Source organism: Rhodococcus sp. PvR099 (genome assembly GCF_017833315.1).
GTDB classification, from domain to species: domain Bacteria; phylum Actinomycetota; class Actinomycetes; order Mycobacteriales; family Mycobacteriaceae; genus Rhodococcus_G; species Rhodococcus_G oryzae.
On record NZ_JAFIBV010000001.1, the window covers coordinates 5,454,697 to 5,469,828 of the forward strand.

Annotated in this window: 11 protein-coding genes and 1 pseudogene; 9 read left to right on the forward strand and 3 right to left on the reverse strand. The window is 69.0% G+C overall.

The window, feature by feature from the left end; translation table 11 throughout:
- Positions 1-19 precede the first annotated feature (19 nt).
- The 5 genes and pseudogenes from hutH to JOE46_RS27160 all read left to right on the forward strand — a co-directional run bounded on the left by hutH (position 20) and on the right by JOE46_RS27160 (position 4,754).
- Positions 20-1,567 carry a histidine ammonia-lyase gene (gene hutH / locus JOE46_RS25165; RefSeq protein ID WP_209928766.1) on the forward strand — a complete coding sequence of 516 codons (1,548 nt, stop codon included), beginning with the start codon at positions 20-22 and terminating at the stop codon, positions 1,565-1,567.
- A 102-nt stretch (positions 1,568-1,669) separates the two neighbouring features.
- Positions 1,670-2,683, forward strand: coding sequence for a DUF4231 domain-containing protein (locus JOE46_RS25170; RefSeq protein WP_209928767.1), 1,014 nt, complete (start codon positions 1,670-1,672; stop codon positions 2,681-2,683).
- 52 nt (positions 2,684-2,735) lie between these two features.
- Positions 2,736-2,951: a transposase gene (locus JOE46_RS25175; RefSeq protein WP_209928768.1), complete on the forward strand. Its 216-nt coding sequence runs from the start codon at positions 2,736-2,738 to the stop codon at positions 2,949-2,951.
- Positions 2,952-2,956: 5 nt separating this feature from the next.
- On the forward strand, positions 2,957-3,580 hold the full coding sequence (locus JOE46_RS25180) for a hypothetical protein (RefSeq protein WP_209928769.1): 624 nt from the start codon (positions 2,957-2,959) through the stop codon (positions 3,578-3,580).
- A 274-nt stretch (positions 3,581-3,854) separates the two neighbouring features.
- Positions 3,855-4,754: pseudogene (locus tag JOE46_RS27160) on the forward strand (IS5 family transposase).
- Between the two features lie 10 nt (positions 4,755-4,764).
- On the opposite strand, the gene hutG reads toward JOE46_RS27160, so the two are convergent.
- From hutG to hutU, 3 genes are read right to left on the reverse strand one after another with little or no spacing between them, the layout of a single operon-like run.
- Entirely contained in the window at positions 4,765-5,727 is a 963-nt protein-coding gene (hutG, locus tag JOE46_RS25190; RefSeq protein ID WP_209928771.1) for a formimidoylglutamase, read from the reverse strand.
- On the reverse strand, positions 5,724-6,899 hold the full coding sequence (gene hutI / locus JOE46_RS25195) for an imidazolonepropionase (RefSeq protein ID WP_209929256.1): 1,176 nt from the start codon (positions 6,897-6,899) through the stop codon (positions 5,724-5,726). The genes hutG and hutI overlap by 4 nt, the downstream gene beginning before the upstream one ends.
- A gap of 10 nt (positions 6,900-6,909) precedes the next feature.
- Positions 6,910-8,604 carry a urocanate hydratase gene (gene hutU / locus JOE46_RS25200; RefSeq protein ID WP_209928772.1) on the reverse strand — a complete coding sequence of 565 codons (1,695 nt, stop codon included), beginning with the start codon at positions 8,602-8,604 and terminating at the stop codon, positions 6,910-6,912.
- A gap of 321 nt (positions 8,605-8,925) precedes the next feature.
- Here hutU and JOE46_RS25205 point away from each other — a divergent pair, with 321 nt between their 5' ends.
- From JOE46_RS25205 to JOE46_RS25220, 4 genes are all read left to right on the forward strand, one after another.
- The gene (locus tag JOE46_RS25205; protein WP_097210453.1) at positions 8,926-10,143 is read left to right on the forward strand and encodes an NADP-dependent isocitrate dehydrogenase; all 1,218 of its coding nucleotides are present in this window, start codon (positions 8,926-8,928) and stop codon (positions 10,141-10,143) included.
- Positions 10,144-10,290: 147 nt separating this feature from the next.
- Complete coding sequence (locus tag JOE46_RS25210) at positions 10,291-13,311, forward strand: non-ribosomal peptide synthetase (RefSeq protein WP_209928773.1); 3,021 nt, start codon at positions 10,291-10,293, stop codon at positions 13,309-13,311.
- Complete coding sequence (locus JOE46_RS25215; RefSeq protein WP_097210455.1) at positions 13,308-14,021, forward strand: formyltransferase family protein; 714 nt, start codon at positions 13,308-13,310, stop codon at positions 14,019-14,021. Before JOE46_RS25210 ends, JOE46_RS25215 begins: the two co-directional genes overlap by 4 nt.
- A gap of 61 nt (positions 14,022-14,082) precedes the next feature.
- Positions 14,083-15,132, forward strand: a complete 1,050-nt coding sequence (locus JOE46_RS25220; RefSeq protein ID WP_077040928.1) for a 3-oxoacyl-ACP synthase III family protein — start codon at positions 14,083-14,085, stop codon at positions 15,130-15,132.

The window sequence follows — 15,132 nt, forward strand, 5'->3', positions numbered from 1 at the left end:
CCCGACGGAGGAGCCCGCGGTGGACAGTCCCGGACCGGTCTTGGTCGGCGTCGGCCCCCTGACGCCAGGCCAGGTGCTGCGTGTGGCCCGTTCCGACGCCGCGGTGGGACTGTCGGATCAGGCCGTCTCGGCCATGGCGGCGACCAGGGCGCACATCGAGGCGCTCGCGAGGGACTTCGGTCCGGTGTACGGCGTGTCCACCGGTTTCGGCGCGCTGGCCACCCGGCACATCCCGCCGGACCTGCGGGCCCAGCTACAGCGCAGCCTGATCCGTTCGCACGCCGCGGGGAGCGGTCCGGAGGTCGAACGCGAGGTGGTACGCGCGATGATGCTGCTGCGCCTGGCCACGCTGGCGACCGGGCGCACCGGCGCACGACCCGCGGTGGCGCACACCTACGCCGCGTTGCTGTCGGCCGGGATCACGCCCGTGGTCCCCGAATTCGGTAGCCTCGGCTGCTCGGGCGACCTCGCACCGCTCGCGCACATCGCGCTCGCGGTGACCGGGGAGGGCCTGGTCCGAGACGCCGCGGGGCAGCAGTTGCCTGCCGCCGATGCGCTGGCAGCGGCGGGGATCTACCCGCTGGCCCTCGAGGAGAAGGAGGGCCTCGCGCTCATCAACGGCACCGACGGGATGCTCGGCATGCTGGTGCTCGCCTGCGACGACCTGCGCCGGTTGTTGCCGCTGGCCGACATCACCGCCGCGATGAGCGTCGAGGGGCTGCTCGGCACGGACCGCGTGTTCGCCGCCGATCTCCAGGCGTTGCGGCCGCATCCCGGACAGGCCGCGGCGGCGGCGAACATGGTCCGGCTGCTGGCGGGCTCGGAGATCGTCGCCAGCCACGCCACCCCCGACTGCCCCTTGGTCCAGGACGCCTACTCGCTGCGGTGCGCGCCGCAGGTCGCGGGCGCCGCAAGGGACACCCTCGCGCACGCCGAACGGGTCGCGGCGTGCGAACTCGCGAGCGCCATCGACAACCCGGTGGTGACCCTCGACGGCCGGGTCGAGTCCAACGGCAACTTCCACGGGGCGCCGGTCGCCTACGTGCTGGACTTCCTCGCGATCGTCATCGCCGACCTGGCCAGCATGAGTGAGCGCCGCACCGACCGTTTCCTCGACACCGCGCGCAGCCACGGGCTGCCGCCGTTCCTGGCCGACGATCCGGGGGTGGACAGCGGGCACATGATCGCGCAGTACACCCAGGCCGCGATCGTCTCGGAGCTCAAGCGGCTGGCGTCGCCTGCGAGCGTTGACTCGATCCCGTCCTCGGCCATGCAAGAGGATCACGTGTCGATGGGATGGTCGGCCGCGCGCAAGCTCCGCCACTCGATCGACGGTCTGACCCGGGTGCTCGCGATCGAGGCGCTCACCGCGGCGCGCGGGCTCGACCTGCGGGCCCCGCTGCGTCCGTCGCCCGCGACCGCCGCGGTGCGGGACGCGATCCGGGCCCGCGTCGGCGGACCCGGCCCGGACCGGTTCCTCGCCCCCGAGATCGGGGCCGCCGTCGAGCTGGCGGCCTCGGGTGCGCTGCTGCGCAGCGCCGAGATGCTGGTCGGGGACCTCGCCTGAGTCGACCGGGATCGGGTAGCCGACTACCCGTGACCTGCACGGCGCCGGGGCACAGCATGGGTATGCGGGCGGACCCGAGTCGTTGTGAACGAGGTGGTCGTCATGGCTGTTTCCCGCGCCGTGCCGACCGAGCGCGCGACGAGCGATGAGGAAGCGTTGGTCGCCTCGATCTGGGTGACACGCGTTCGCTGGTCCCTCGTGGCCGACCGTCTCAAGAGGCGTATCGACATCGCCCGCGCGGCCGTGCTCTACCTCGGCGCCGCGGGCGCGATCGCAGCGACGTCGACCGCGACCTTCCTGAGGACGGCCGACGTGGCCAGGGTCCCGGTGGCGGCGTTCGGCGCGGTGTGCCTGGCCATCGCGGCCGTCGTGACGGCCTTCCTGCTCACGCCCGACGCGGTCCGTCGCTGGACCAGGGCTCGGGCCGCCTCGGAGGGCATCAAGCAACTGGTGCTGAGGTTTCGGGCCGGGGCGGTTCCCTTCGACGGCGCGGACGCGCCCGCGCGACTGGCAGCGGAGGTCGCGGAGATCGAGGAGGCCGTCGAGGACCTGTTGGCCTCTGTCGCCGAGTTCGCCGAGTTCGCCGAGTTCGCCGAGTTCGGCGAGGACGACGCGGAGGTCCGCGACGCGGTGGTTCCTGGACCGATGACACCGGGGGACTACGTCCGGGATCGGGTGCAGAGTCAGATCACCGAGTACTACCGACCCAGGGCCTGCGCGTACGCGGGGCGGGCCCGGCGCCTGCGACGGGTGGCGCTCGGGTTGAGCGTGGCGACCGCGAGCGTCGCCGCCGTTGTCACGGTTCTCGCCGGCGACGCCGACACTTCGGCGGGTGACCAACCGTCATCCGGCCTCGCACCCTGGGTGGCCGTGCTGACGACGCTCGGGGGAGCGGTTGCGGCTCACCGGGCCGGCAGCAGGTACGACTACCTCGCGATGAGCTATTCCGCCTGTGCGGGTCGGCTGGGCAGGCGCGTGAACGAGTGGCGGACAAGCGGATCGCCCACCGACCCGGCCGCGTGGAAGGCCTTCGTCGACGACTGTGAGGGCGCGATCTCGGCGGAGAACGCGAGCTGGATGGCCAAGTGGTCCGAGCGAAGACCCGACGTCGACTAGGGCGTGTCTCCCAACTGGCAGTAGCAAGATCAGATCAGCGACACTGGGCGTCGTGTCACGTACTGAGTACCTGTCCGACGCCCAGTGGGCGTTGATCGAGCCGCTGCCGCCGTCTGTCGGCGAACAGGGTGGACGTCCGTTCCGCAACAACCGCCAGGTCGTCGAGGGCATCGTCTATCGGTACCGGGTCGGTGTGCCGTGGCGTGACGTGCCTGCCGAATTCGGGCCGTGGCAGACGATGACTCGATACGCGGGAGACGGAAGGTGAGCGGCATGGAAAGCGAATCGGGCGCACCTCGCCCGCCCTATCGGGTGAAGTACATCGCGGCCGTTGCTGTCGCGATCACCGTCGCGTTCAGCGCGGTGATCGCCGTAACCGTCGACGCGCCGGGTCGGATCAGCCGGGCGTTGAGTGGCACGTCGCTCGAGGACCTGTTCTCCTCGCCGCGGCTGGACTCGGAACTGGACGTGGTGCGCGCCCAACTCGGCGGGCTGCCGATTCGGCGAATGGACGTCACCTCCAACCTCATCTCCGTCGAGGCCGTCGCCGCCGACGGTCTGCTTCACCTCTACTGGGTGCGCGACGGCGAGGTGGAGGACATGGACTCGATCACCGACCTGCATCCGGGCGAGACGGCGTTCGCCGCGGCGGATCTGTCGGGGCCGCGGATACGGGCGGCGGTGTCCGATGTCCGCAGCCTCGGGAAGCCGGGCGAGATCGAGCTGGTCTCCTACATTTTCCGCCCGGGGCATCCGCTGTCGGTGGCCGTGTGGATCCGGCATGACCCGGTGAGCTCGGTGCTGCACTTCGACCCGCGGGGCGGGTCCACCGTGGTGCGCGAGGAGTCGATCGAGACCGACGAGCACACCTCGTCGTTCGGCGGCTGCTGGTGTTGACCGTGTAGGTCGCGCCGTGTCCATCACCGCCGGAAACACTTGCACTGGGCCGTCAAACGGCACTGTCACGTAGGCGAGCTGACCGGGCGGTTGGCAGGATCCGTGTCGTGACCACCCCGACGCCCTCGTACAAGGTGCACCGGTTCCAAGTGAAATCATCAGCCACTGCGTGTGGTTGTACTTCCGGTTCCCACTCAGCTTCCCGAATCGACGACTCACTACCGATGAAGGACTAGGGCATGCCTCCTAAATAGTGTCACCGGAGTCGGCGACACTGGGCATCGTGTCTCGGACCGAATACCTCACTGATGCCCAGTGGTCGCTGATCGAACCGATGCTGCTGTCCTCTAACGGTGCGCGGGGCGCCCATTCCGCAACAACCGTCGGGTCGTGGAGGGGATCGTGTACAGGTATCGGGCAGGGATCGCGTGGCGCGACGTACCGGCCGAATTCGGTCCGTGGCAGACGATCTGGAAGCGTCACCGGCGCTATGCCGGCGACGGGACCTGGGACACGATCCTGGCCGCACTCCTGACCCACGCCGACGCCAGCGTACTCGTCGACTGGACCGTCTCGGTGGACTCGACGATCTGTCGAGCCCACCAGCACGGCACCAACCTCCCACGCGGTACAGGGGGATCTGTCGAATTACACGAACCTGCGGACCGAGCCCGCTGACCACGCCCTGGGCCGGTCCCGCGGAGGGCTCGGCACGAAGATCCACCAACTCAGCGATGGCAACGGCCGGCCCCTGGTCCTGCTGATCGGGCCAGGTCAGGCCGGCGACTCTCCGGTGTTTCCGCTGCTGATGAAGGAACTGTCCATGCCACGGATCGGGCCAGGCAGGGCCCGGACCCGGCCGAACGCGGTGCTCGGCGACAAGGCCTACTCGTCGAAAACCAACCGGACCCTGCTGCACGCACGGGGCATCGAGGCGGTGATCGCCGAACCGGACGACCAGAAGCGCAATCGCCTCCGGCGAGGCAGTCGTGGTGGCCGTCCGGTCAGCTTCGATGCCGAGAAGTACAAGGGCCGCAACGTCGTCGAGCGATCCTTCGCCGCCCTCAAGCAGTGGCGAGCCCTGGCCACCCGCTACGACAAACTCGCACTCACATACCGAGCCAGCGTGATGCTCTCAGCAGTTTGTATCTGGCTCAAGCAGCTTGCGGATTAGGAGACACGCCCTAGGCCTCGGCCGGCGGCGCCCGCCAGGTGACGACGCGATGGATCAGCCTCGCCGCGGTTCGTGCGGTCCGGTTGTCGAAGTCGAGCTTCGGATTGAGCTCCGCGATGTCGAGCACTGCGAGCTTGCCGCTACGCGCGACGATGTCGCACACCCGCTGGATCACCTCGAGCGGCACCCCGAACGCCGCGGGGGCGCTGACGCCGGGTGCGACGGACGCGGGCAGGACGTCCAGGTCGATGGTCAGGTGCACCAGGTCGGCCGTCCGGAGGAACTCGTCGACGAACGACTCCACGGCGGGCAGGTTCGCCGTGCCGCAATCGTCGTCGAGCAGGTACCGCACGCCGAGTGATACGGCGCGCGTGAACAGCGCCGCGGTGTTGCTCGGCTGCGCGATGCCCAGCACCGCGTAGTTCAGCAGCCGACCGCGCTCCGCCTCGGCGTCGGCCATCTGCCGGAACGGTGTCCCGGAGTTCGGCGCGGGATCGTCGCGGAGATCGAAGTGCGCGTCCAGGTTCAGCACCCCGAGCCGCGCGCCGGACATGCCCGCAGCCGAGGTCGACAGCCCGAGATAGCTTCCGTAGGCGACCTCGTGCCCGCCGCCCAGCACCGCGACGAAATGGCCTGCGTCGAGCAGCCCGGCCACCACATCGCCGAGCCGCCGCTGCCCGTCCTCGAGGTGACCGACGGCGACCGCCACATCGCCCGCGTCGAACACCCGGATCGGCGCCGCGAGTGCCATCGACGCCAGCGCGTGGCGCAGGGCGGTCGGACCCCTCGCGGCCCCCGGTCGGCCTCGGTTCCGCCGTACGCCCTCGTCGCTGCGGAAGCCGACCAGAACGGTTGCCCCCGGCGCGATGTCGGCATGGAAAGCGGACATCGCCGAATGCCAGCGCAGGTGCTCGGGGCCGGGGCCGTCGTCGCGTCCCGACCAGGCGCCGGGAATGAGGTCCACCTTCGTCATCGTCGGTACCCGTCCTTCCACACCTCGTGGACCAGCGGCACACCCGGCCGGTAGGCCAGGTGCAGGTGCGTGGGCGCGTCCAGCGCGATCAGGTCGGCCCTGGCCCCGACCCGAATGTGTCCGATGTCGTTGCGCCGCAGCGCCGCGGCGCCGCCCGCCGTCGCGGCCCAGACTGCCTCGTCCGGACTCATGTGCATCTCGCGTACCGCAAGGGCGATACACAGCGGAATGCTGGTCGTGTAGCTCGTGCCGGGGTTGCAGTCCGAGGCCAGCGCGACGGTGACGCCTGCATCGAGCAGGGTCCTGGCGTCGGGATACCGGTTGCGGGTGGAGAAGTCGGCGCACGGCAGCAGCGTCGCGACCGTCTCGCCCGATGCCAGCGCCTCGACATCCTCGCCGGTCACGAAATTCACGTGGTCGACGGAGGCGGCGCGTAGCTCGACGGCGAGTCGGACCCCGGGGCCGGGGCCGAGCTGGTTGCCGTGCACCCGTGCCGTGAGGCCGGCGGCGATGCCCGCCTCGAGCACCGCCCGCGACTGGTGCTCGTCGAATGCCCCTGTCTCGCAGAACACGTCTATCCACCTGGCGTTCGGCGCGCACGCCGGGATCATCTCCGTGCACACCATCCGCACGTACGCATCGGTGTCGCCTTCGAACTCGGGCGGAGTCAGGTGCGCGGCCAGCAGCGTCGTCTCGGGCGTGACCTCCGCGGCCACCTCGAGGCTCCGCAGTTCGTCGACGACCGACTGCCCGTATCCCGACTTGCATTCGATCGTGGTGGTGCCCGAGCGGACGGACTCGGCCACCAGTCGCGCGGCGGTCGCGCTCAACTCGGCGTCCGTCGCGCCGCGGGTTGCCGCGACGGTGGTGCGGATGCCGCCCGCGGCGTAGGCGGTGCCCGCCATCCGGGCGGCGAACTCCTCGGCCCGTTCGCCGCCGAAGACAAGATGCGCGTGGCTGTCGACGAACCCGGGCAGCGCGGCCCGGCCGTCGAGGTCAACGCTGGCGTCCGCGCTGCCCTGCGGGATGTGGGCGCGTGCGCCCACCCACTGGACGACGCCGTCACCCAGCACCACGGCGGCGTCACGGATGAGCCCGAGCCTGCCCTCGCCGGCCTCCGGGTCGTTGGTGACCAGGGTGCCGATGTTGTCGACGACCACCCAGGGGCTGATGCTCACGGCACTAGCCCTCCCACATCGGGACGCGCAGGCCGCGGGCGGCCGCCACCCCGGCCGCGGCGGGGTAGCCGGCGTCGACGTGCCGGATGACGCCGGTGGCCGGGTCGTTGGTGAGCACCCGCTCGAGCTTGCGCGCGGCCAGTTCGGTGCCGTCGGCGATGCACACCTGGCCGGCGTGGATGGACCGTCCCATACCGACTCCGCCGCCCTGGTGGATGGACACCCACGAGGCCCCGGACGCGGTGTTGACCAGCGCGTTGAGCAGCGGCCAGTCGGCGATGGCGTCCGATCCGTCGGCCATCGACTCGGTCTCCCGGTACGGGGACGCCACCGAGCCGGCGTCGAGGTGGTCACGGCCGATGGCCAGCGGCGCGGACACCTCGCCGGACGCGACCATCTCGTTGAATCTCAGGCCGGCCCGGTGGCGTTCGCCGTAGCCGAGCCAGCAGATGCGCGCGGGCAGGCCCTCGAAACGGACCTTCTCGCCCGCGAGTGTGATCCACCGACGCAGGTGTTCGTCGTCCGGGAAAAGGTCGACGACGGCCCTGTCGGTGGCCGCGATGTCGGCGGGGTCGCCGGACAGCGCGACCCAGCGGAACGGGCCACGGCCCTCCTCGAACAGGGGGCGGATGTACGCGGGCACGAAGCCGGGGAAATCGAACGCCCGGTCGTAGCCGCCGCGCCGCGCCTCGTCGCGGATCGAGTTGCCGTAGTCGAAGACCTCGGCGCCCGCGTCCTTGAACCCGACCATGGCCTCGACGTGCGCGGCCATGGACTCGCGGGCCTCGGTCGTGAACCAGTCGGGGTCCTTCTCGGCCATCCTGTGCCAGTCCTCGACGGCGATCCCGACCGGCAGATAGCTCAGCGGGTCGTGCGCGGAGGTCTGATCGGTGACGATGTTGATCGGCGCGTTCATCGCGAGCAGTCGCGGCACCACCTCGGCCGCGTTGCCGAGCAGTCCGATCGACAGCGGGCGGCGCTCGTGGCGGGCGAGGACGGCCATCTCCAGCGCCGATTCGACGCTCTCGGTCTTCGCGTCGAGGTAGTGATGCGCGATGCGGCGATTGATCCGGTCCGGGTCGCACTCGACGCAGATCGCGACACCGCCGTTCATGGTCACCGCCAGCGGCTGCGCCCCGCCCATGCCGCCCAGCCCGGCGGTCAGGGTGATCGTGCCTGTCAGCGAGCCCCCTCTGTGCTCATACCGACCAGAGGCCGCGAGCTTGCGGGCGACCGCAGCGAACGTCTCGTAGGTGCCCTGCAGGATGCCCTGGCTGCCGATGTAGATCCAGGAGCCTGCGGTCATCTGGCCGTACATGATCAGGCCGAGCGCCTCGAGCCGGCGGAACTCCTCCCAGTTCGCCCAGTCGCCGACCAGGTTGGAGTTGGCGATCAGGACCCTCGGTGCCCATTCGTGGGTGCGCAGAACCCCCACCGGCTTGCCCGACTGCACCAGCAGCGTCTCGTCGTCGGCCAGCGTCCGCAGCGTCCGCACGATCGCGTCGAAGCACGCCCAGTTGCGGGCGGCGCGGCCGGTGCCGCCGTAGACGACCAGGTCGTCGGGGCGCTCGGCCACTTCCGGGTCCAGGTTGTTCATCAGCATCCGGAGGGCGCCCTCCTGCTGCCACCCCCGGCAGGTCAGGGTGTTGCCGCGCGGGGCGCGGACCGGTCGTGGACCGGCGTCGGCACGTTCGGTCATCTCGATCTCCCCTCGATGACGTCCGCCCACTCATCACACTCCGTCGGAACCGGGTTGGCCAGAGTTCGGCGGAATCGGCGCCGAGGTCACGGCCCGAATCCGCGCTTGAGCTGCGCAAAGCTACCGATCGGTAGGTTCGCCGGGGCCGGGCCAGCGGTTGCGTCCGAGTCGCTTAGCAGTACGCTCGTCTTGTTTGGTGCGGATCGACCCGGTTCGCACGGGTTGTATAGATTACTGATTGAGTCGTTCGTGGTCTCGCTCACAAAGCGGGGCCCGAGCCGTGTGACCAGGGGAAACTTCCTAGGAGGACGCGAATACCACATGTCCAAGATCAAGGTTGAAGGCACTGTCGTCGAACTCGACGGCGATGAGATGACCCGCATTATCTGGCAGTTCATCAAGGACAAACTGATCCATCCGTACCTGGATGTGAATCTCGAGTACTACGACCTCGGTATCGAGTACCGCGACAAGACCGATGACCAGGTCACGATCGATGCCGCGAACGCGATCAAGAAGCACGGCGTCGGCGTCAAGTGCGCCACCATCACGCCGGACGAGGCTCGCGTCGAGGAGTTCGGCCTCAAGAAGATGTGGCGTTCCCCCAACGGGACCATCCGCAACATCCTCGGCGGCACGATCTTCCGCGCGCCGATCATCATCTCGAACGTTCCGCGACTGGTTCCGGGCTGGACCAAGCCGATCATCATCGGCCGTCACGCGTTCGGTGACCAGTACCGCGCCACCGACTTCAAGGTGCCCGGTCCCGGCAAGGTGATGATCACCTACACGCCCGAGGACGGCAGCGAGCCGATCGAGCACGAGCTGGTGAACTTCCCCGAGGGCGGCGGCGTCGTCCAGGGGCAGTACAACTTCACCTCGTCCATCACGGACTTCGCGCGGGCCTCGCTCAACTACGGCCTGCAGCAGAACTACCCGGTATACCTCTCCACGAAGAACACCATCCTCAAGGCGTACGACGGCGCGTTCAAGGACATCTTCCAGCATGTCTACGAGACCGAGTTCAAGTCCGAGTTCGACGCGGCGGGCCTGACCTACGAGCACCGCCTCATCGACGACATGGTGGCTTCCGCACTCAAGTGGGAGGGCGGCTACGTCTGGGCATGCAAGAACTACGACGGCGACGTCCAGTCGGACACCGTCGCCCAGGGCTTCGGCTCGCTCGGACTGATGACGTCGGTGCTGCTGACGCCGGACGGAAAGACCTGTGAGGCGGAGGCCGCGCACGGCACCGTCACCCGGCACTTCCGCCAGCACCAGCAGGGCAAGCCCACCTCGACCAACCCCATCGCGTCCATCTTCGCGTGGACCCGGGGTCTCGAGCACCGCGGCAAGCTGGACAACACCCCCGAGGTGATCGCGTTCGCGCAGCAGCTCGAGGACGTCGTCATCAAGACCGTCGAGGGTGGTCAGATGACCAAGGACCTCGCGTCCCTCGTCGGCGGCGACCAGGGCTACCTCACCACCGAGGAGTTCCTCGGTGCGCTGGACGAGAACATGCAGAAGGCCAGCCGATAGCGGAGGCCGCAGGGAGTCGGAAAGTGGGACCAGCCCCAGGTCGGGGCGGGTCCCACTTTTTGTTTGTCAGGGACCGACTCGAGCAACCCCATGCAGAGTCACCGTCGAACCGATACTATTCCGGCACCCCCCTGGCTAGGAGCGACGTTGTCTTCCGTTGTGCCCCTTTTCGAACGACTGATCTCACCCACCGAGCGTCTGTATCTGGCGATGCAGACGCTTGCCCCTCCCTTCGCCATCCAGTTGGTGATCCAGGGGACGGGCTCGGTCGACGAGCGGGACCTCGCGGTCGCGGTCGCGGGCGCGTCCGAATCCTGCCCCGGTGCCCGGCTCGTGCGGCGCGGCGAGCGATGGGTGGACAGCCGCATCGCGCCCCCCGTGGTGGTGGCAACGGAACACTCGTTGGTGGACACCCCGCTCGACGACCATCCGATGCTGAGTCGTCCGCTCGACCCGGAGCATGGACCGACCTGTGAGGTCCTGCTGCTAGGAGACACTCGGAATATTCTGGTGTTCAGGGCTTTTCATGGCGTGATGGACGGAAAGGGCCTGCATCTGTGGGCTGCCGAGGTGTTCCGCCTGCTGCGCGGCGATCGGACGGTCGGCGCGCGGGACGCGATCGCCGACCACGGCCTCGTCGAGTCGCTCGGGATCGACGGCAAGCCGACCGCGCTGATCCCCACCGCGCGTTCGCCGTTCGGGCGGGCCCGCCCGGCCCCCGGCGAGTCGGACTTCCTCTGGCGCAGGCGAACCGTGGAGGGAACCTCGCCCGCGGTGGTCGCCCGGATCGCCGAGCTGATCACGGCTGCGGTCGGGGGTAAGACCCGGATCATGGTCCCCGTCGATCTGCGTCGGCACGACAAGGACCTGCGGTCGACGGCCAACCTGGCGCTGCCGCTGTTCCTCGACGCGACGCCGGGGGACGGTTGGTCGCGCATCCATGCCCAACTGCTGCGCGGGATGGTGGAGTCCCGCGAGCTCGGTGAGATGAACAACGGTGGGCTGCAGCAGATGCCGGTGTGGATGGCACGGTCCATCCTGCGCGCCGGCATGTCCATCGGCACCCGTACCGGGGGAAACCTGGTGTCGGCGATCGTCTCCCATACGGGGACAGTCGATCTCGACGAGTTGAGCTTTCCCGGATTCGCCGCCACCGAGGTGTGGGGCCTGCCGGTCCACACGGGCATGGTGCCGCTCTCGATCGCGGTGCTGGAGGCTCGCGGGCGAACCGAACTCGTGGTCTCCTGCCGCAACGGTGCGGGGATCGCGTCTCGACTCGAGCGACTGCTGGACGATATCGCCACCGCACTCGGAGCCCAGGTGCAGCCGGGGCCGATCGGGGCACAGGCCCCCGGGCCGGGGCGAACGGTGACGAGCATCTTCGACGGCCTGGTCCGGAGCGCGCCGGACGCGCCTGCCGCGATCGGCCCGGACGGTCAGCTCAGCTATGCGGAGCTCGACGCCCGTGCCGACGTGGTGGCAGCGGAACTGCGCGGCCGGGGTGTGCGGCACGGCGACGTCGTCGCGGTGCTGGCGCGTCGGTCGCTCGACGCAGTGGTGGGACATCTGGGAATCCTCAAGGCGGGCGCCGCTTTTCTCTCGCTCGACCCCAAGCACCCGGACGAGCGGATTCTCGGAATCCTCGCGGATTCCGGTGTGCGCGACTGCGTGACCGAGCGGGCGTCGAAGGGGCGGGCCGCGTTCGGCGAAACCGATGTCCTGGTGGTCGACGACCTGCCCCATTCCGGCGCCGACAAGCTGCCGGACCTCGCCACTGCCGACGATCTGGTCTACGTCACCTACACCTCGGGCTCGACGGGACGGCCCAAGGGCGTCCAGGTCGAACACCGGGGCATCGTGAACCTGATGCGCTCGGCCACCGACTGGTACCGGCTCGGGCCCGAGACCCGCTACGCGCACTATCACACGCAGGCGGCGGACATGGCGTGCGCGGCGCTGCTGCTCCCGCTGCTCAGCGGCGGTGCGGTGGTGTTGGTGCCGGACGACATCAATCACCTGGTCTTGTCGGAGATGCTCGAGGGTTCCACGGTGAACACGATGATGGTGACGCCGAGCCTGCTGGAAGTGATGGTCCGGCTGGAGCTGCGGCCGGTGGGGATGCGGGCGGTCAGCATCGGAGGCGAGGCGCTGCACGGGCCGCTGGCCGCGCGTGCCCGCGAACTGTTCGGCCCGGACTGCCGGCTGCTCAACAGCTACGGGCCCGCGGAGATGTCGATCGTGTGTACCGCCCTTGTCCTCGACGACGAGCCGTCGGCCGCGCCCCAGCCGGTACCGATCGGTGGGCCTGCCGCAGACACCACGGTTCATCTGCTCGACCCGGATCGCTTGCCGGTGCCCGACGGAGAGATCGGTGAGCTGTACTTCGGCGGCCCCCAGGTGGCGCGCGGCTACCTGAACCGGCCGGACGTCACCGCCGAACGCTTCGTCACCCTGTCCACGGGCGAACGGTGCTATCGGACCGGTGACCTCGGCCGCCGACTTCCCGGCGGTGCGCTCGAGTTCGCGGGTCGCGTCGACAGCCAGGTGAAGATCAGGGGCAATCGCGTGGAGCCCGGCGAGGTCCAGGCCGCCATCGAGCAGCATCCCCTGGTCGGCAGGGCCGCGGTGGCGGCGGTCCGGCGCGCGGAGCGCGGCGACAACGTCCTGGCCGCGTACGTGGTGGGCGCTGGCGAGACGGACGCGCCAGATGCACAGCAGCTCCGGGACTTCCTGGCGCAGAAGGTGCCCACGTACATGATCCCGGCCGAGATCCACATCGTCGACGCGATTCCGCTGACCGCCAACGGGAAGCTCGACAGCGCGGGACTGAGCGTCGCCGACGCGGTGATCCCGGAGCAGGCGACCGACACCGCGAAGGGCCCCGGATCGGCCGAGCCCGACCGGCGGATCGAGGACGAGATCGCCGCGATCTGGGCGAAGGTCCTCATGGTCGATGTGAGCACCCTGCGCGCGGATTCGGATTTCTTCGCCCTCGGCGGGGATTCACTGGCGTCGGTGGAGATGCTCTCGCAGGTCTCGCGCACGGTGGTCGGACGCGCAGGCGAAGCGGCGTTCGTCGCCGAGCTCGAGGACTTGGTGCACCAGCTCACCCTCGGCAGGGTGTGCGCCGCCGCCGTTTATGCGAAGCGGGCGGGGGAGCTCGGATGATCCTGGTGGGAAGCGGCGCATTGCTCTGGCGCGCTGCGCGATTCGCGTCCGCATCGGATTTCACGGTTGACCTGGTGTGCACCGGGCCCGGCGATGCCGCGCCTGCTGGGCTCGAGGGACTAGCGCACCTCGAGACCACCGATGTCGACGCCGAGGCAGCAGTGCTTGCGGAGGCGTGCACCGACTCGGTGGTGTGGTCGATCAACAACCCCATGATCTTCGGTCCCGCGCTCGTGAACTCCGACCTGCGGATCTACAACATCCACAACGGCCCCTTGCCGGAGTTCCGTGGACTGCCCGCCGCCGCGATCGTGCACGCGATTCTCCAGGGCCGCGACGAGTACGCGGCGACGCTGCACCGGGTCGACTCCGGCATCGACACCGGAGCTGTGGTCGACGTCGAGCGGTTCGCGATCGCACCCGACGACCGCTTCCAGGATGTCATGATGAACGGATTGCGCGCCTGCCACGAGTTGTTCGAGCGGAGCCTGGACGCGGTGATGACCGGGCCGGCACCGTCGGCGCCCGCAGCCGTCGTCCCCGGCGGTTACTACGGTGCGGCGAGCATTCGCGAGCTGCCGGGGCACCGCGGCGACGCGAACTTCGAGCGGGCAACCGCGCTCGGGGTCTTTGCTCCTCGCTACCCGGCGATCGCGGCCGCGGCGGCAGGCGGCGCCGTGCCGGATCTCGAGGCCGCCGCACTGATGTGACGCTCCACCAAGAGAACGCTGAACCACCAGCCAGATCTACCGACCCCCAAGAGGATCCAAGATGACCCAGTCGAGGTTCGAATCGATAGGCGCGTACCTCCCGTCCGCGGTACTCAGCACGAAGGACCTGCTCGCCAAGCTCGCCGTGCCGCCGAGCTTCGATCTGCAGGCGATCACGGGAGTTGTGGACCGCCGGGTGTACGACTCCAGCGCGGACAACTACGAGGATTCGTTCACGCTGGCCTGCAACGCCGCCCGTGACGCGCTGTCCCGCTCGAGCTACGAGGCGGGCGATCTCGACGTGATCATCTCGACCTCGATCTCGCGGAGCAAGGACAGGGACTTCATGTACCTGGAGCCGTCCTTCGCGTCGATGCTCGGCAAGGAGCTGGGCGTCAAGGGCGCCATCCATTTCGATCTGTCCAACGCCTGCGCGGGGATGCTCAGTGGCGTCTACGTGCTCGACCGGATGATCCGCTCCGGCGCGGTCCGCAACGGGATGGTCGTGAGCGGCGAGCACATCACCCCGATCTCGGAGACCGCGGTGCGCGAGATCTCGGAGAAGTACGACCTGCAGTTCGCCTCGCTGTCCGTGGGTGATTCGGGCGCTGCCGTGATCATGGACCGATCCGTCGACGACGCCGACAAGATCGACTACATCGAGCTGATGACGGCGTCGGAGTACTCCGACCTGTGCATGGGTATGCCGAGTGACCAGTCGCCGGGCATCGCGCTGTACACCGACAACCGCAAGATGCACAACGAATCACGGTTCCTGCTGTGGACGAACGCGCAGCGGGAGTTCCTCGCTGCCCGCGGCCAGACCTTCGCCGACGAGGAGTTCGACTTCGTCATCCACCACCAGTTCGGCGCCTCGGCCGTCGTGTACATGAACGCGCTCGGTGAGAAGGAGTTCGGCACCCCGATGCCGCCCGCGCTCAACGTGGTGGAGAAGTACGGCAACACCTCCAGCACTTCGCATTTCATCGTGCTGCACGACCATCTGAAGGACAAGGCGGTCCCGAAGGGATCGAAGATCCTGATGGTTCCTGCGGCATCCGGCATCGTGACCGGCTACGTGTCCGCCACGATCACGTCCCTGGAGGTCTGA